The 17,946-nt window shown below is 76.0% G+C and carries 14 protein-coding genes; 7 read left to right on the forward strand and 7 right to left on the reverse strand.

Annotated features, from left to right (window positions below):
• Positions 1-13: 13 nt before the first annotated feature.
• From AC0GKK_RS06810 to AC0GKK_RS06835, 6 genes are all read left to right on the forward strand, one after another.
• Complete coding sequence (locus AC0GKK_RS06810; RefSeq protein ID WP_405418448.1) at positions 14-2,125, forward strand: RecQ family ATP-dependent DNA helicase; 2,112 nt, start codon at positions 14-16, stop codon at positions 2,123-2,125.
• 61 nt (positions 2,126-2,186) lie between these two features.
• Positions 2,187-3,194, forward strand: coding sequence for an ABC transporter substrate-binding protein (locus tag AC0GKK_RS06815; protein WP_489883411.1), 1,008 nt, complete (start codon positions 2,187-2,189; stop codon positions 3,192-3,194).
• Between the two features lie 63 nt (positions 3,195-3,257).
• Positions 3,258-3,662: a nitroreductase/quinone reductase family protein gene (locus AC0GKK_RS06820; RefSeq protein WP_062404411.1), complete on the forward strand. Its 405-nt coding sequence runs from the start codon at positions 3,258-3,260 to the stop codon at positions 3,660-3,662.
• Positions 3,663-3,725: 63 nt separating this feature from the next.
• On the forward strand, positions 3,726-6,632 hold the full coding sequence (locus AC0GKK_RS06825) for an ATP-binding protein (RefSeq protein ID WP_489883412.1): 2,907 nt from the start codon (positions 3,726-3,728) through the stop codon (positions 6,630-6,632).
• A gap of 134 nt (positions 6,633-6,766) precedes the next feature.
• Positions 6,767-7,303, forward strand: a complete 537-nt coding sequence (locus AC0GKK_RS06830; RefSeq protein ID WP_251784726.1) for a DUF4333 domain-containing protein — start codon at positions 6,767-6,769, stop codon at positions 7,301-7,303.
• A gap of 3 nt (positions 7,304-7,306) precedes the next feature.
• Positions 7,307-7,672: a hypothetical protein gene (locus tag AC0GKK_RS06835; protein WP_489883413.1), complete on the forward strand. Its 366-nt coding sequence runs from the start codon at positions 7,307-7,309 to the stop codon at positions 7,670-7,672.
• Positions 7,673-7,839: 167 nt separating this feature from the next.
• Here the strand turns inward: AC0GKK_RS06835 and AC0GKK_RS06840 are convergent, their stop codons facing one another.
• From AC0GKK_RS06840 to AC0GKK_RS06870, 7 genes are all read right to left on the reverse strand, one after another.
• Positions 7,840-9,078, reverse strand: a complete 1,239-nt coding sequence (locus AC0GKK_RS06840) for a methyltransferase domain-containing protein (protein ID WP_489883414.1) — start codon at positions 9,076-9,078, stop codon at positions 7,840-7,842.
• Between the two features lie 25 nt (positions 9,079-9,103).
• Positions 9,104-10,216 carry a glutamate 5-kinase gene (gene proB, locus AC0GKK_RS06845; protein ID WP_251784729.1) on the reverse strand — a complete coding sequence of 371 codons (1,113 nt, stop codon included), beginning with the start codon at positions 10,214-10,216 and terminating at the stop codon, positions 9,104-9,106.
• A 7-nt stretch (positions 10,217-10,223) separates the two neighbouring features.
• Positions 10,224-11,723: a GTPase ObgE gene (gene obgE, locus AC0GKK_RS06850; protein ID WP_346107640.1), complete on the reverse strand. Its 1,500-nt coding sequence runs from the start codon at positions 11,721-11,723 to the stop codon at positions 10,224-10,226.
• 119 nt (positions 11,724-11,842) lie between these two features.
• Complete coding sequence (rpmA, locus tag AC0GKK_RS06855; RefSeq protein WP_020624745.1) at positions 11,843-12,100, reverse strand: 50S ribosomal protein L27; 258 nt, start codon at positions 12,098-12,100, stop codon at positions 11,843-11,845.
• A gap of 12 nt (positions 12,101-12,112) precedes the next feature.
• The gene (gene rplU, locus AC0GKK_RS06860; RefSeq protein WP_020624746.1) at positions 12,113-12,418 is read right to left on the reverse strand and encodes a 50S ribosomal protein L21; all 306 of its coding nucleotides are present in this window, start codon (positions 12,416-12,418) and stop codon (positions 12,113-12,115) included.
• Between the two features lie 181 nt (positions 12,419-12,599).
• Positions 12,600-15,974, reverse strand: coding sequence for a translation initiation factor IF-2 N-terminal domain-containing protein (locus tag AC0GKK_RS06865; RefSeq protein ID WP_489883415.1), 3,375 nt, complete (start codon positions 15,972-15,974; stop codon positions 12,600-12,602).
• A 168-nt stretch (positions 15,975-16,142) separates the two neighbouring features.
• Positions 16,143-16,961 carry a TIGR03936 family radical SAM-associated protein gene (locus AC0GKK_RS06870; protein ID WP_179760648.1) on the reverse strand — a complete coding sequence of 273 codons (819 nt, stop codon included), beginning with the start codon at positions 16,959-16,961 and terminating at the stop codon, positions 16,143-16,145.
• A 94-nt stretch (positions 16,962-17,055) separates the two neighbouring features.
• Between AC0GKK_RS06870 and AC0GKK_RS06875 the strand changes: the two genes are divergently transcribed.
• Entirely contained in the window at positions 17,056-17,871 is an 816-nt protein-coding gene (locus tag AC0GKK_RS06875) for a class I SAM-dependent methyltransferase (protein WP_489883416.1), read from the forward strand.
• Positions 17,872-17,946: the final 75 nt, after the last annotated feature.

Genomic DNA, 17,946 nt, shown 5'->3' on the forward strand with positions numbered 1-17,946 from the left:
GGTCGGGTCCACCATGGGTGCCGTGACCACCGCATCGAGCACCGACCTGCGCGAGCGCGCCGAGACCGTCCTGCAGCAGCTGGCCGGCCCGCAGGCCCGGCTGCGCGAGGACCAGTGGAGGGCGATCGAGGCACTCGTCGCCCAGCACCGCCGCGCGCTGGTCGTGCAGCGCACCGGCTGGGGCAAGTCCGCGGTCTACTTCGTGGCGACCGCGCTGCTGCGCGCCCAGGGCGCCGGGCCGACGGTGATCGTGTCGCCGCTGCTGGCGCTGATGCGCAACCAGATCGACGCCGCGATCCGCTCCGGGATCGTGGCGGTCACGGTGAACTCGGCGAACGCCGACGAGTGGGACGCGGTCTACGCCGACATCGCGAACGGCGACGTCGACGTGCTGCTCGTGTCCCCGGAGCGGCTCAACAACCCCGACTTCCGGGACCGGGTGCTGCCGGAGCTGGCGGCGAGCGCGGGGATGCTGGTGGTCGACGAGGCGCACTGCGTCTCCGACTGGGGCCACGACTTCCGCCCGGACTACCGGCGGCTGCGCACGCTGATCGCCGAGCTGCCGTCGGGGATCCCGGTGCTGGCCACGACGGCGACGGCGAACGACCGGGTCGTCACCGACGTCTCCGAGCAGCTCGGCATGGGGCGCGACCAGCAGGACACGCTGGTCCTGCGCGGGTCGCTGGACCGCGAGTCGCTGCGCCTGGCGGTGGTCCGGCTCCCGAGCCCGGCGCGGCGGCTGGCCTGGCTCGCGGCCAGGCTCGACGAGATGCCCGGCGCCGGGATCGTGTACACGCTCACCGTCCAGGCGGCCGACGACGTCGCCGAGTTCCTGCGCGAGCGCGGCGTCGCCGTGCGCTCCTACTCCGGGCGCACCGACCCCGAGGACCGCCTCGCCGCCGAGTCCGACCTGATGGAGAACCGGGTGAAGGCCCTGGTCGCGACCTCCGCGCTGGGCATGGGCTTCGACAAGCCCGACCTCGGGTTCGTCGTGCACCTCGGCGCGCCCGCCTCGCCGGTCGCCTACTACCAGCAGATCGGCCGTGCCGGGCGTGCGCTGGACCGGGCCGAGGTGGTGCTGCTGCCCGGCCGCGAGGACCGCGACATCTGGGCCTACTTCGCGTCGCTGGCGTTCCCGCCCGAGCCGCTGGTCCGTCAGACCCTCGCCGTGCTGTCGGACCGGCCGCAGTCCACCGCCTCGATCGAGACCCGGGTCGACCTGTCCCGCACCCGGCTGGAGATGCTGCTCAAGGTCCTCGACGCCGACGGCGCCGCGAAGCGGGTCAAGGGCGGCTGGGTCGCGACCGGCCGGGAGTGGGTCTACGACACCGAGCGGCACGAGCGCGTGAACTCCGCCCGCCGGTCCGAGCAGCAGGCGATGCTCGACTACATCGCGACCACCGAGTGCCGGCTGGTGTTCCTGCGCCGCCAGCTCGACGACCCGGACCCGACGCCGTGCGGGCGCTGCGACACCTGCACCGGCACCGTCTGGTCCGACGAGGTGTCCGCCGACGGCGAGCAGGCCGCCGCCGAGCGCCTGACCCGGCCCGGGATCGAGGTCGCGCCGCGGAAGATGTGGCCGTCCGGGATGAAGGACATCGGGGTCCCGCTGTCCGGGAGGATCGGCGCGGGCGAGCAGGCCGCGTCCGGCCGGGCGATCGGGCGGCTGTCCGACATCGGGTGGGGCACCCGGCTGCGCGAGCTCGTGACCGGCGGCGACGACCCGGTGCCGGCCGACGTGCTCGACGCGCTGGTCCGGGTGCTCGCCGGGTGGGGCTGGGAACAGCGCCCGGTGGGCGTGGTCGGGATCGGCTCACGCACCCGCCCGCACCAGCTCGACCACCTCGCCCGGCGGATCGCCGAGATCGGCAGGCTGCCGCTGCTCGGCACCCTGTCCCCCGCCGGCGAGCGCCCCGCGGCGACCGAGAACTCCGCCCAGCGCCTGGCCGTGGTGTGGGAGGGGATCGACAGCGCGACCGTGCCGGACCTGTCCGGGGTGGACGGGCCGGTGCTGCTGGTCGACGACGTCGTCGACTCGGGATGGACGATGACGGTCGCCGCGCGGGCGCTGCGCCGGGCCGGGGCCCCGGAGGTGCTGCCGCTGGTGCTGGCCGTCGCCGGGTGAGACTTCCTCGCCGTACCTGTTCTCTGATATAAGGTGAGCCTCACCTTACCTGAGGAGAACGATGAGGCACCGTGGAACCACGCTGCTCGCGGCGCTGCTCGGTGCGGCCCTGGTCCTGACCGGCTGCGGCGCGTCCCCCGGCGGCACCGGCACCACCCCGGCGACGCCGTCCGACGGGGCCGCGTTCCCGGTGACCGTCCGGCACGCCTTCGGCGAGACGACGGTGCCCGCACCCCCGCAGCGGGTCGTCGCGCTGGGCATGAACGACCTGGCCGTCGCCCAGGCCGTCGGCGCACCGGTCGTCGGCGCGGTCCGCAGCTCCGGCGACAGCGGTCCCGTGCTCCCCTACCTCGACCCCCTACCGCCCGAGGTGCTGGCGATCGAGCCCGACGGGACGCTGCCGCTGGAGCAGATCGCGGCGTTCCGGCCCGACCTGGTCCTCGGGGTCTCGGCGTTCCAGATCAGCGACCGGGCGGGCTACGAGGCCCTGTCGCGGATCGCGCCGACCGTCACCTACGCCGAGGGCCTGTACACCTCCTCCATGCAGGACGACGCCCGCCAGATCGGTCGGGCGCTGGGCCGCGGGGACGCCGTCGAGACGCTGGTCGCCGAGGCGGACCGCCGCATCGCCGAGACCCGTGACCGGCTGCCCGGGCTCGCCGGGAGGACCTACCTCTACGGGCAGGCCCGCGGGGAGATCCTGCCGATGGTGGTCGGCGAGCAGAACCAGTCCACGGTGTTCCTGCGGTCGCTGGGTCTGGAGGTGCCGGCGTCGTTCCGGGACGCGCCGGCGAGCGACGCGCTGGCCCCGGGCACGGTGGGGGTGTCCTACGAAGAGGTCGGCAGGCTGTCGGAGGCCGACCTGCTCCTGATGACCTTCGCGGGGCCGACCGACCGCGCGAGGTTCGAGGGCGACGAGCAGGTGCGCCGGGTGCGAGCGGTGCGGCAGGGCACCTACACACCGGTGACGCTGGACCAGGCCATCGCCCTGCAGGCGCCGAACGTGGTGTCGGTGGGCTGGCTGCTCGACGGGCTGCGGCCCGCACTGGAGAAGGTCGCGACGAGCTGACGAGCCCGGCTACCCGCCGGTAGGCTCGGGGTCGTGAACCCACCCGACATCGCGCTGAAGGCCATGAACGCGGGCCACCGTCTGCTGATCCGGCTGACCGGTGGGAAGGTCGGCCACTCGGCGATGGGGATGCCCGTCGTCGAGCTGACCACCCGCGGCCGGCGCTCCGGCGAGCCGCGCACGGTGCTGCTGACGGCACCGGTCCACGGTGACGGGAGCTACGTCGTCGTCGCCTCCCGGGGCGGCGACGACCGCCACCCCGCCTGGTTCCTCAACCTGCGTGCGGACCCGGACGTCGAGGTCGCCGTGCAGGGCGGGCCCCGCGTACCCATGCGCGCCCGGATCGCCGACCCGGCCGACCGCGCGACGCTCTGGCCGCAGATCGCCGGGAAGTACCGCAACTACGCCGGCTACCAGCGCAGCACCACCCGCGAGATCCCGCTGGTCCACCTGGAGCCGCGCGGCTGACCGGCCACGCATCATCAGGGCAGATGATTCCGGAGATCCGGATCATCTTCGTAGGGTCGGGGCATGTCCGGTCCTGCCGTGCCTGCGGAGGCGGTCCCCCCGCAGGCGTCGTCACTGCAGCTCTCGGTCCTCGGAGGTGTGCGGGCGAGCCGTGACGGCGACGACCTGGGGCTCGGCGGGCCGCGCCCGCGGGCCCTGCTCGCCGCGCTCGTCGTCGCCGCCGGGCGTCCGGCCACCGAGGACCTGCTCATCGACGCCGTCTGGGACTCCGAACCCGCCCAGGCCGCGAAGCAGGCGCTGCACACCTACATCGCCCGGCTGCGCGGTGTCCTGGAGCCCGGCCGCTCGGCGCGCGGGGCCGCGACGGTGCTGGTCCGCGGCAGCGGCGGCTACACCCTGGCCCTCCGGCCCGAGCAGGTCGACGTGTGGGCGATGCGCGAGCTCGCCGCCCGGGGCGCGACCGCGCTGGCGCAGCGACGCCCGCACGAGGCGGTGTCCGTGCTGGACCTGGCGCTGGCCACCGGCGACGGCACCCCGTTCGGCGACCTCGCCGACCGTGCCTTCCTGGCCGCCGAGGTGGCCGCGCTGACCGAGCTGCGCGCCGGGATCCGCGAGGACCGGGCCGCCGCCGCGCTCGCCACCGGCGAGGACGTGACGCTGCTCGACGACCTGGCCGCGCTCACCACCGAGTACCCCCTGCGCGAGCGCGCGTGGGAGCTGCGGGCCCGCGCGCTCTACCGCGCCGGGCGCCAGGCCGACGCCCTCGCCGTCCTGCGGACCGCGCGGGACCTGCTCGCCGAGGAGCTCGGCGTCGACCCGGGGCCCGGCCTCGCCGCGACCGAACGGGCGGTGCTCGCCCACGACCCGGAGCTGCTGCGCCGGGCCCCCGCCGCCGACGCCCCGGCGCCCGCCGCCGGGACCACCCGCAGGCCGCTGCCGGTGCCGTCGACGGCGCTGCTCGGCCGCGACGACGACCTCGTCCGGCTGCGCGCCGCCCTCGACGCCCACCGGCTCGTCACCGTCGTCGGCCCCGGCGGGGTGGGCAAGACCCGCGTGGCGCTGGCGCTCGCCGCCGACGCGGGCGGTCCGGTGTGGTGGGCCGAGCTCGCCGACCTCGCCCCGGGGACCTCCGGCGCGCTGCTCGCCCCGGTCGTCGCCGAGGCCGCCGGGGTGCTCACCGCCCAGGGCGCCGACCAGCTCGCCGCCGCCCTGGCCGGCGCCCCCGGCCTGCTGGTGCTCGACAACTGCGAGCACGTCCTCGACGCCGTCGCCGAGCTGCTCACCACGCTGCTGCCCGCGTGCCCCGGCGTGCGGGTGGTCGCGACCAGCCGCGAGCCCGTCGACCTGCCCGGTGAGCAGCTGCTGGAGCTCGCGCCGCTGTCCTCCGCCGCGGCCGAGCAGCTGTTCCTGGACCGCGCGTCGGCCGCGGCCCCCGGCGCGGCCCCCACCGGCGACGACCGGGCCCGCGTCGCCGAGGTCTGCGCCCGGCTGGACGGGCTCCCGCTGGCCGTCGAGCTGGCGGCCGCCCGCAGCCGCACCCTGTCGGTCGGGGAGATCGCCGACGCCCTCGACGACCGGTTCTCCCTGCTCGTGGGGGCCGGCCGGGGCACCCCCGCCCGGCACCGGAGCCTGGAGCACACCATCGCGCTGTCGGTCGACGACCTCGGCCCGGCCGACCGGCGGCTGTTCGGGGCGCTGTCGGTGTTCACCGGCGGGTTCGACGCGGCCGCGGCCGCCGCCGTCGCCGGGGTGCCGGTCCGCGACGGGCTGGCCACGCTCGTCGCGAAGTCCCTGGTCGGCGTCGACACCGGTGCGCCGGGCCCCCGCCGGTTCGCGCTGCTGGAGACCCTGCGGGCCTTCGGCGACACCCTGCTCGACGACGCCGCGCGCACCGCGGCCCGCACCGCGCACCGGCGCTGGGTCCTCGACGTCGTCACCGAGGCCGACGCCGCGTGGCTCGGCCACGACGCGGCCCGCTGGTTCGGGCGGGTCCGCGCCGAGCAGCCGAACGTGCGGGCCGCGTTCGGTGCCGCGCTGGCCGACGGCGGTGCCGCCGCGGTCGACGACGCGCTGCGCCTGGCCGGGGCGATGGGCTGGTACTGGTACCGCTTCGGCCGGGTCGCCGAGGGCATCGGGTGGGCCACCGCCGCGCTGGCCGCGGCCGGGCCGGACGCCGACCCGGAGGCCGTCGGGCTGGCGCACTTCGCCTCCGGTCCCCTGCGCTACCTGGCCGGCGACCCGGCCGGTGCGGCCGCCGACGTCGCCGCCGGGCTGGAACGGATGGACCCGGCCCGGCACCCGACGAAGGTCGCCCGCGGGCTGGCGTTCCGCGCCTACCTGGCCGCGCCGGCCGACCCGGCGGCCGCGCAGGCCCTGCTGGGCGAGGCACTCGCGGTCTCGCGCGCGGCCGGGGACGGCCCCGGTGAGTCCGAGACGCTGATGGCCGCCGGGCACCTCGCGCGCCTCGGCGGGGACACGGCGACGGCGCTGGACGTGCTGCGGTCCGCGGTGGCCGTGGCGCGGCGGGCCGGGCACGGGTTCGCCGACGGGTCCTCGCGCTGGCACCTGGTGAAGACCCTGCTCGACCGCGGCGATCCGGCTGCGCTGGACGAGGCGGGGTCGCTCGTGCGGTTCCTCGGTGGCGAACCCGACGTGACGTCCTGGCTGGTCGCGGTGCACACGCTCGCGGGCGCGCTGGGACAGTCCGGCGACGGAGCGCGGGGCGCCCGGCTGCTGGGGGCGGTGTCCGCGGTCGGCGGCGAGGTCGGCTACCGGCCCGAGGAGATGGACCCGCAGGACTCCGAGCGCAACGTCGCCCTGGTCCGGGCCGCGCTCGGCGGCTCGGCGGAGCGGTACGCCACCGCGTTCACCGAGGGCGTCGCGGGTGGACGGGCGGCGATCGCCGCGGTCCTCGACGAGCTCGGTGACGGCGGCACCGTCGCCACCCGGGTGGTGGGCCGGAGCGCCTGAGCCGCGCTCCGCGGGACCGCGTGCAGGACCCTGCAAGGCCGCTGCAAGTGGATTGCCAGTGGCCCACCGCAGAGTTCGTGGTGTTCGCCCCACCGGCCGCCCGGGCCGCCGGGGCCACCACCCGAGGAGACACCATGAACGCCACCCTGCGCAGCCTCGCCCGGCTCGGCCTGGTCGCCGCGGCGACCGGCACCGTCCTGTTCGGCACCACGGCCTGCAGCCTCGCCTCCGTCCCGGCGGACAGCGTCGAGCAGCAGATCGTCAGCAAGCTGGGCGCGCAGGGCGTCTCCCTCGACAACGGGAAGGCCGACTGCGCCACCGACCTCGACGCGACCGTCGGGGCGAGCCAGACCTGCGAGTTCCACTCCGGTGGCCAGCCGGTCGGCGCGGTCGTCACCGTCACCGCCGTCGACGGGGACAACGTCTCCTTCGACATCACCACCGAGCCCCGCCCGGTGCCGAAGGCCCTGCTGCAGGACACCGTCGGCTCGCTCGTCGCGCAGAACGCCGGCGTCCCGATCGACACCACCACCTGCGACGGCGACCTCGCCCCCACCACCGGCCAGGCCGTCGGCTGCCGCGTCACCTCCGGCGAGGACTCGATCGACGTCCGCGCGACCGTGACCGAGATCCAGGGCGGTCTGGTCAACTTCGACGTCGAGCAGGTCTGAGCCGTGCGGACCGCGACCTGGCTCTCCGCACTCGCACTGGTCGTCGTCGCCGGGGCCCCGCTGACCGCCTGCTCGACCGGAGCGGAACGGCAGGTGTGCGGGGTCCTGGAGGCCGACGGCGACGACTACCTGGAGGTGGACCCGGCCGCCTGCCCGGCGCCCGAGGCGGTCGTGTCACCGGCCGGGCCGCGGTGGGTGCCGGTCTCCGCGCTCGACGACGACGACCACGACCACCACCGCACGGTCGTCGCCCGGTCCCCGGGCACACCTCGGACCACCGCCGCGCGGACCCCGGCTCCCCGGGCGACCGCGGCGCCGCGGACCACGACGAAGACGACGGGTCCGAAGCGGACGACCCGGTCCCGGTGAGCACCGTGCCCCGGTCACCGCGGGCGGGCCGCCGGCGGGCCCGGGGTCCGCCGGCGGCCCGCCCGGGGACGCCGGTGGGCCGGGGCACCGGGCCACGGGCTCCGCGCCGCAGCAGCGGTGCGGGACCGTGTCGCCCCGGGCCCGGCTCCGGGCCGTGTCCCCGCGTGTCAGCCCGTGGCCGGACCCCAGCGCAGCGTCAGCCGGGTACCCGCGCCGTCCACCACCACGTCCCCCGGCCCGGCCCGGTCCCCACCGGAGCCGCGCTCCGCCCCGCCACCGGGACCCGCGAGCGACGGGACGACCGCCTCGATCCGCAGGTCCGCCGCGTGCGGCCGGCCCGCGTCGACCCACCCCGCGACCAGCCCGGCCAGCCGCTCGGCGGCGAGGTCACCGTCCGGCCCGCAGGCCCGCACCGTCGCCTCCGGGTCCCCCAGCAGCACCGCGCACCCGTCGCCCGCGACCAGGCCCAGCGTCGCGCGGACGCCACCGAGGTCGAACAGCGCCGGTGCGACCCCGCCCCCGGCCGGGCCGAACAGCCGCACCACCCCCGGGTCCGCGACCGCGCACCACAGCCCGAGCCCGTCCCACAGGTCCGCCACCGTGCCCGCCGCGGCCACCGGCCGGTCGGTGCCCGCACCGGTGGTCGCGCGGGCCAGCGCCCGCGGGTCCGGGACGTCGGCGTCGTGGGAGCCGCAGGCGGGCTGCACCCGCCACCGGCCGTCCGGAAGCGCGACCTCGGCGCCCGGGTCGGCGCCCTCCCCGCGCAGCCGGACGAACGCGCAGCTGCGCACCGACCGCGAGTGCAGCCGTCCCGGGGCGGTGTGGGCGAACGCCACCGACAGCTGGCTGCCGCGCACCGTGAGCGGCAGCAGCAGCCGCCCACCGGGCGCGAGCTGGGCGACCCACTCCGGCCGGACGCCGGTGGAGCCGACGGTCAGCTCGATCCGGTCGTAGGGCGCGGCGGGCGGGTACCCGAGCGCCCCGTCCCCGACGACGACGTCGACGCCGTCGAACCCGGCGGCGTCCAGGTTCGCCCGGGCCCCGGCGACCAGGTCGTCGTCGATGTCGAGGGTGGTCACGGCCCCGTCCGGACCGACCAGCTCCGCCAGCAGCGCCGCGTTCCAGCCGGCCCCCGCACCGATCTCCAGCACCCGGTGCCCCGGCCCGGCCTCCAGCTGTTCCAGCATGATCGCGACCATCGACGGCTGGGAGACCGAGCTGACCGTCACGCCGTCGTCGACCTTGATCGGGACGGCGACGTCGTTGTAGGCCCCGCCGGGGTCGAGGGCGGGCAGGAACAGGTGGCGCGGCACCGTCTCCAGTGCCGCGCGGACCGCGGGGGTGCGCACCCGGCCGTCGCGGACCAGGGACGCGACCAGCGCGGAACGGGCGCGGTCGGCCGACATGCGGGCATTGTGCCCCTGCCGCCGTCTAGAGCAGAACGAGGTCGTCCGCGTGGACGAGCTCGCGCCGCTGCTCGGGCGGCAGCTCGCGGGTCCGTCGGCCGATCATGTGCGGCAGCTCGGTCGCGTCGTAGGAGACGACACCCCGCGCGATGGCCCGCCCACCGGGGGCGAGCAGCTCGACGACGTCGCCGGCGTCGAAGTCACCGGACACGCCGTGCACCCCGGCGGCGAGCAGCGAGCGGCGACGGCGGCGGACGGCCTCGACCGCGCCGTCGTCGAGGTCGAGGGCCCCGCGGACGTCGGCGGCGTGCCGCAGCCAGAACCGGCGGGCACCCATCCGGGTCCCCGCGGCGCGGAACACCGTGCCGACCTTCGGGCCGTCCTCGGTGGTGGCCAGGGCGTCGGCGATCCGGTCGGCGGAGGTCAGCAGCACCGGGATCCCGGCCGCCGACGCCATCGCGGCCGCCTCGACCTTGGTGGCCATGCCGCCGGTGCCCAGTCCCGACCCGGGGCGGGTGACGCTGACCCCGGCGAGCTCGGCCGGGTCGTCGACCTCGGTGATCAGCGACGTCCCGGGGTCGCGCGGGTGGCCGTCGTAGAGGCCGTCGACGTCGGAGAGCAGCACGAGCGCGTCGGCGCCGACGATGTGCGCGACGAGCGCGGCGAGCCGGTCGTTGTCGCCCACCCGGATCTCGGCGGTGGCGACGGTGTCGTTCTCGTTGACCACCGGCAGCGACCCGAGCTGCAGCAGCCGCTCGAGGGTGCGCTGGGCGTTGCGGTAGTTCGAGCGGCGGATCATGTCGTCGGCGGTGAGCAGCACCTGCCCGATGCCCTGCCCGTGCCGGGCGAACGACGCCGAGTAGGCGTGGGCGAGCAGCAGCTGCCCGACCGACGCGGCGGCCTGCTGGGTCGCCAGGTCCCGCGGCCGGCGGCGCAGCTGCAACGGCGCGAGGCCGGCCGCGATCGCCCCCGAGGAGACGAGCACGACCTGCGCACCGGCGGCGCGGCGCCCCACCAGGGCGTCGACCAGGGCGTCGAGCCGGGCCGGGTCGAGACCACCGGTCAGGCTCGTCAGTGACGACGACCCGACCTTCACCACGATCCGCTTCGCCGCACCCAGTGCGGCGCGCGTGCTCACGCGGGTCTCACTCCTCGATCTCGTGGTCCGACGAGTAGCGGGCCCCCGCGGCGAGCTCGGCGTCGGACAGGTGGTTCCGGCGCGCGACCCGGGCGCGCTTGCGCTCGGCGGCGCCGACCCGGTCGTTGCCCTCCAGCCGGATGTCGGTACCGCGCCCGGTGAGCAGGGCGGCGACGCCGGCCGGGGTGGACGGCTCCCAGTCGAAGGTGACCTGGCCGATGGTGACCGGGCAGCCGGGGACGGCTCCGGCCTTGGCGAGCGCCTCCTCCACGCCGAGCCGGGCGAGCCGGTCGGCGAGGTAGCCGACGGCCTCGTCGTTCTCGAACGCGGTCTGGCGGATCCACCGCTCGGGGCGCTCCCCGCGCACGACGAACCCGCCGTCGAGCTCCGGGTCGGGCGTGATGGTGAAGCCGGTGTCGTCGACGGCGCGCGGGCGCAGCACGATCCGGCTCGGCTCGGCCTCCGGGCGCGCGGCACGGGCCGCGGCGACCCGCTCGGCCATCGCGAAGCTCAGCTCCCGCAGCCCGGCCCGGGACGCGGTGGAGATCGCGAACACCGGCCAGCCGAAGCGCTCGGTCAGGTCCTCGCGGACCATGTCGACCAGGTCCGCGGCGTCCGGGACGTCGATCTTGTTGAGCGCGACCAGGCGCGGGCGCTGGTCGATCCGCTCCCCCAGCGCGCTGGTGCCGAGGGCCTCGGCGTAGTGCGCCAGCTCGGTCTCCAGTGCCTCGATGTCGGACACCGGGTCGCGCTCGGTCTCGAAGGTCGCGCAGTCCACGACGTGCACCAGCACCGAGCAGCGCTCGATGTGGCGCAGGAACTCCAGGCCGAGGCCGCGGCCGTCGGCGGCGCCCGGGATCAGGCCGGGGACGTCGGCGACGGTGAAGGTGTCGTCCCCCGCGCTGACCACGCCGAGCTGGGGCACGAGGGTGGTGAACGGGTAGTCGGCGATCTTCGGGCGGGCCGCGGACAGGGCCGCCACCAGCGAGGACTTGCCCGCGCTGGGGAACCCGACGAGGCCGACGTCGGCGAGGCTGCGCAGCTCCAGGGTCAGCTCGACCTCGTCGCCGGGCTCACCGAGCAGCGCGAAGCCGGGGGCCTTGCGGGCGGCGGAGGACAGCGCGGCGTTGCCGAGCCCGCCCCGTCCGCCCTCGGCGGCGACGAACCGGGTGCCGATACCGACCAGGTCGGCGACGACCTCGCCGCCGGCGTCGAGCACGACGGTGCCGTCGGGCACCCGCAGCTCCAGGTCCGGGGCGTTCGCGCCCTGCTTGAACGCGCCCTGCCCCTGGGTGCCGTTCTTCGCCTCCGCGCGGGGGCGGTGGTGGTAGTCGAGCAGGGTGTGCACACCCGCGTCGACGACGAGCACGACCGAGCCGCCCCGGCCGCCGTTGCCGCCGTCGGGGCCGCCGAGCGGCTTGAACTTCTCGCGGTGTACCGAGGCGCAGCCGTTGCCCCCGGCACCCGCGGTCGCGTGCAGCACGACGCGGTCCACGAACCGGGACATGACGGTGCTCCTGTCGTTGTCGTTCCGCGGCGGGGCCGCGGTGGGTGGTGACACGACGAACGGCGGGCCCCCCGTTACCGGGGTGACCCGCCGTCGGCGTCGCTGTGCTGGCGGGTCGCTCAGACCTCGGCCGGCACGATGTTCACGGTCTTGCGGCCGCGCTTGGAACCGAACTCGACGGTCCCGGCGGCGAGGGCGAACAGCGTGTCGTCCTTGCCGCGCCCGACGTTGACACCCGGGTGGGTGGCGGTGCCGCGCTGACGGATGAGGATCTCGCCGGCCTTGACCGACTGGCCGCCGAAACGCTTCACACCCAGGTACTGGGCGTTGGAGTCGCGACCGTTACGGGAGCTGGACGCACCCTTCTTGTGTGCCATGACGCGGGCTCCTTACTTGCCGATCGCGGTGACCTGGACCTTCGTCAGGGGCTGACGGTGCCCCTGACGCTTGTGGTACCCGGTCTTGTTCTTGAACTTGTGGATCCGGATCTTCGGACCCTTGGTGTGCTCGACGACGGTGGCCGTCACCGCGGAGGTGAGGCCGCTGGCGTCGGTGGTCACCTGGTCGCCGTCGACGAGCAGCACGGCGGGCAGAATGATCTCGGCGCCGGGCTCACCGTCGAGCTTCTCGACGGTGACCACGTCGTCGACGGCCACCTTGTACTGCTTGCCGCCGGTCTTGACGATCGCGTACATCGCTGACGCACGACTCCTGAACATCGGGGGCGCATCTGGTGCGCTCGGGCTTTCACAGCTCGCGCCGGTCCCCGGCGCGCACACCACGGCCCCCGTGCCGAACACTGTCGTGTGCAGAGGCGTGGCTTCTGTCGGTCAAGGTTACGCGACCCCGTCGGAGTGCTCTCCGCCGGGGTCGCCGTCACCCTCCGTCCTGGGGCGGACCCGCCGGACGGGAGGCCGCCCGGCGTGGACGGCGGGTACGGGTGACGGCCGCGGCGGGCTCCGGCTGCGCGGCGACGGCCGGAGCGGCCGCCGTTCCCGCGTCGGCCGGTGCCGCCGTGGCCGCCGGCGGAGCGGACTCCTCCGGCGTCGAGGCGGTCGTGATGACCACCGCCTCACCACCGCGGACCGGGGCGCCGGCGGAGCGGCTGACCCGGCGGCGGCGCGGTGCGGGTGCGTCGGGCTCCGGGGCGGCGGGGGTCGTCCCCGCCGGCTCCGGGGCCACGTCCTGGGCAGGGGCCACGTCCTGGGCCGGTGTCGCGGCCTGCGGGGCCCCGGTGGGCTCGGCGACCACCGGGGCGGCCGGACCGGTCAGCTCACCGCGCGGCTCGGCGACGACGGTCTCGTCGTCGGCCGGGGCCGGTGCGGGTGCGGCGTCGGTGACGGTGGTGTCGGCCGTGGCCGGCACGGAGACCCCGGTGGACCCGGCGGCCGCGCCGTCGTCGCCCTTCGGGGTGCTGCCCGCGGCGACGGCCGCGGCACCCGCGGCGGCGTCGACGCGCCCGGTGTCGCCGGAGCCGTCCCGGTCCCCGGCACGGTCGGCACCGTTGCGGTGCCCGGAGCCGTTGCGGTCGGGCGCGTGGCGGTCGGCGTCGTGGCGGTCGGCGTCCCCGTTCCCGGAGGCGTCGTGGCCGGACTCGCCGTTGCCGGACTCGCCGTTGCCGTTGCCACCGCGGCGACGACGGCGACGCCCGCCGCCGTCGGAGTCGCCGTTGCCGGCGTTCCCGGAGCCGGACCCGTTGCCGGATCCGCCGCCGTTGCCGTTCCCGTTGCCGGAGCCGTTCCCGTGCTGCGCGCCGTTGCCGGAACGGCCGTGCTGGTGGTCCGGACCGGTGTCGGTCGAGACGATCACGCCCCGCCCGCGGCAGTGCTCGCAGGTGGTGGAGAAGTGCTCCAGCAGCCCGCCCCCGACCCGCTTGCGGGTCATCTGGACCAGGCCGAGCGAGGTCACCTCGGCGACCTGGTGGCGGGTGCGGTCCCGGGCGAGGCACTCGGTGAGGCGGCGCAGGACCAGGTCCCGGTTCGCCTCGAGCACCATGTCGATGAAGTCGACGACGATGATCCCGCCGATGTCACGCAGCCGCAGCTGGCGGACGACCTCCTCGGCCGCCTCCAGGTTGTTGCGGGTGACGGTCTCCTCGAGGTTGCCGCCGGAGCCGGTGAACTTGCCGGTGTTGACGTCGACGACGGTCATCGCCTCGGTCCGGTCGATCACCAGGGTGCCGCCCGAGGGCAGCCAGACCTTGCGGTCCAGCGCCTTGAGCAGCTGCTCGTCGATCCGGTACTCGGTGAAGACGTCGGACGGGCCGGTGTGGCGGTGCATCCGGTCGGTGAGCTCGGGCGCGACGTGCCCGACGTAGCCGGACACGGTGTCCCAGGCGTCGGCGCCGGACACGATCAGCTTCGAGAAGTCCTCGTTGAACTGGTCGCGGACGACCTTGACCAGCATGTCCGGCTCCTCGTAGAGGAGCGTCGGGGCCTTGGGCGCGCCCGGGCCGGTCTTGTTCGCCTTCTCCTTGACGACCTCCCACTGCGCCTGCAGGCGGCGGACGTCGCGCTCGAGGGCCTCGTGCGAGACACCCTCGGAGGCGGTCCGGATGATCACACCGGCGTCGGCCGGGACGATCTCCTTCAGCATCTCCTTGAGGCGCTTGCGCTCGGTGTCGGGCAGCTTGCGGGAGATCCCCGCGGCGCCGCCGGAGGGCACGTAGACCAGGAAGCGGCCGGCGAGGGAGATCTGCGTGGTCAGCCGGGCACCCTTGTGGCCGACCGGGTCCTTCGTGACCTGCACCAGCACCTGGTCGCCGGAGGACAGCGCCTGCTCGATCTTGCGCGCCTTGCCGTTGAGGCCGGCGGCGTCCCAGTCGACCTCACCGGCGTAGAGCACGGCGTTGCGGCCGCGCCCGATGTCGACGAAGGCCGCCTCCATCGAGGGCAGCACGTTCTGCACGCGGCCGAGGTAGACGTTGCCGACCATCGAGCTGCCGGAGTTGCCGCCGGTGATGAAGTGCTCGACGAGGATGTCGTCCTCGAGCACGCCGATCTCGGTGCGGTCGGAGCGCTGGCGGATCACCATCTGGCGGTCGACCGACTCGCGCCGGGCCAGGAACTCCGACTCGGACAGGATCGGCGGACGGCGGCGGCCCGCGTCGCGGCCGTCCCGCCGGCGCTGGCGCTTGGCCTCGAGCCGGGTGGAGCCGCGCACGCCCTGGACCTGGTCGTCGGAGGACGACCCGGAGTCCTGGCGGGACTCGCTCCGGGCCTCGCGGACCCGGGTGACGGTGTTGGGCGGGTCGTCCTCGGAACGGTCCTCGACGTCGGACCCCCCGCGACGACGACGGCGCCGCCGGCGGCGCGAGCCGCCCGGGGACTGCTCGTCGGAGTCGTCGGCGTCGTCGGAGTCGGAGTCCTCGGAGTCGGCCCCGGTGGAACCGGCGTCCTCGGAACCGGACTCGTCGGAGTCCTCCGAGTCGTCGCCGTCCTCGCCGGAGTCCTCGCCGCCCTTGCCGCGGCCGCGGCCACGACGGCCCCGGCGGCGACGACGGCGGTTGCCGTTCTCGTCCTCGCCGTCGTCGTCGGAGCCGTCGCCCCGGTCGTCGGCGTCGGTGGTCCCGTCGGGGTCGGCGTCGTCGGCCGCCGGGGTGGCGGCCCCGGAGTCCGCGGCCGGGGACGCGGTGGTGTCGGTGTCGCGGTCCTTGCGACGGCGGCTCTTACGGCCGCGGCGGGGGCCGCCGTCGGTGCCGTCCTCGCCACCGGGCTGCTCGGCCGCGTCGTCGACGGCGGGCTCGGCGGCCGCCGGGGCGGTCTGCGCGGCGCCCTGGGCGGTGGGGGCCTGGAACATCGGGACGGCGAAGACCGGCGCCAGTGCGGGCGCGGACCCGCCCCGGGAAGCACCGGAACCGGTGTCGAACGGGTTCGCCCGGACCTCGGTGGTCGCGTCCCCGGCGTCGGCCGATTCGATGTCGAGTACGGCCACGGCCTCGGCGAGTGCGGCGTCCGGCGTGTCGGCCGCGGGGGCGGCCTCCGCCGCGGCGGGCTCGGCCCCGTCAGTGGGGTCCGGGGAGGTGGCCCCGGCGGCGTCCGTGACCGGGCGCAGCGCCGCGACGACCTGCTCGGCCGTCGCACGGGTGATGCTGGACTGGGCGCTACGGACCTCCTGGCCCAGACCGACCAGGGTCGCCAGGACATCGCGGCTCGCCGTGCCCAGCAGCTTGGCCAGGGCGTGGACCCGCATCTTCTCTGGCAGCTCGGAGAGCCCGCCGGTGCTACCGGCGGGCGCGTCGTTCACGGACATTCAGCTCCTTCGCCCCCGGGCGCCTCACGTCGGAGGCGGCCGCTCAGGGACCTTGCGCGTACGTTCCGCAGCTCGCGCGGGTTGCGCGGTACGGCACATCTGGTGTCGCTCCCCGGTCTTCGGGGATGGTGCTCGACGCCGGACCGGAGGCGGGAAGTGCCGTCCGTGTCAGGAACCGTCCGGCCGGGCCCGGGTCGCCGGGACCGCACCGAGCGGATCCACCAGGTCGCCCCCGTCGTCGAGCAGGCCCTGCGCCAACCGGGTGGCCGTCACCGGTACCGGCGGCGCCAGGTCTGCGACGACGGTGAGCGCGCCCAGTACGTCATCGGGTCGGACGGTCGGTGTCGTCAGCCGTACGACCGCCGTCAGTATCGCACAGTCGGTGACCGAACCCGGGGAACCCGCCGCCCCGGACGGGTCATGATCGGCCGGTGTGCCGTTCACCTGCGGTTCGACCGACAGAGTCACGACGGCGGCGCGCACGTCGATCTCCTTGCGCCCGGACGGGGTCACCCGGGTCACCACGACCGAGGTCTCGGCGAGGAACCGCTCGACCGCGGACCGCACCTCGGCGGGGTCGAGCCCGCGGATCTCGAGCCGCCAGCGGGCGGCGTCGATCCGGTCGGCCAGCGCGGGCGGCGTCGCGACCGCAGCCGCGACGACGTCGAGCCCGTCGGGCAGCGCCCGGTCCATGGCCTCCCGGACCAGCTCCGGGTCGACCTCGCGGGTCAGCCCCATCTCGACGTACTCGGCCTCGCTGGCCGCCCCGGTCGGGGCGGCGCCGACCCAGGACAGCCGCGGGTGCGGGCTGAAGCCGTGCGAGTGCGAGACCGGGACACCGGCCCGGCGGACCGCGCGTTCGAAGCTGCGGGCCACGTCGCGGTGCGAGAGGAACCGCAGCCGTCCGCGCTTGGCGAAGCGCAGGCGGACCCGCTGCACCGTCGGGGGTGCCGGGTTCGCCGCCGCTCCTGCCTTCACGCGCGCCATGCACCCGAGTCTAGGAGGGGTGTGCACACGGTCGGGCACACGGTCCGCGCCGATCCTCGCGGGGCGACCAGCCGCTCGGGAGGAGCACCCCACCATGACCATCGTTCCCGACCTCGGCACGCTCGGCGCGGCCCACCGCGCCGTGTGGGCCTCCGGCGACTACCCGGCCGTCGCGGCCGAACTCATACCCGGCCTGGGCGAGGTCGTCGTCGACGCGGTGACCGTCGGCCCCGGTGACCGGGTCCTCGACATCGCCGCGGGCACCGGCAACGCGGCGATCCCGGCCGCGCTGCGCGGCGCCACGGTCGTCGCCGCGGACCTGACCCCGGAGCTGCTGACCGTCGGCGCCCGGCTCGCCGCGGACCGGGGGGCCGCGCTCGAGTGGGTCGAGGCCGACGCCCAGGCGCTGCCCTTCCCCGACGCCGCGTTCGACGTCGTGCTGTCCTGCGTGGGCGTGATGTTCGCCCCGTTCCACGAGCGGGCGGCGGCCGAGCTGCTGCGGGTCTGCCGTCCGGGCGGCCGGATCGGGCTGCTCTCCTGGACGCCGGGCGGGTTCGTCGGTGGGCTGCTCGCCACGCTGCGCCCGTTCGTGCCCGCCCCGCCGCCCGGCTCGGCACCGCCGGTCCGCTGGGGGGACGAGGCACACGTGGGCACGCTGCTCGGGGACGGGGTGCGGGACCTGCACACCTCGCTGGGGTCCGCGCGGTTCGCGGTCACCGACTCCCCGGCCGCGTTCCGCGACTGGTGGAAGCAGCGCTACGGGCCGATCGTCACCACCTACGCCCGCATCGCCGACGACCCGGAACGGACCGCCGAGCTGGACGCCGCGTTCCTCCACCACCTGACCGCCGCCCGCACCGGCGACCACTGGGACTCCGAGTACCTGCTGGTCACGGCCGTTCGCCTCTGAGAGGAGGGGCCGAACGGCCGGTTCCCGCGGCCCGGCGGCGGTGTCATCCTCCCCCTGCGGGCAGGGAGGTGCCGT

It is taken from the genome of Pseudonocardia sp. P-1 (assembly GCF_058111925.1).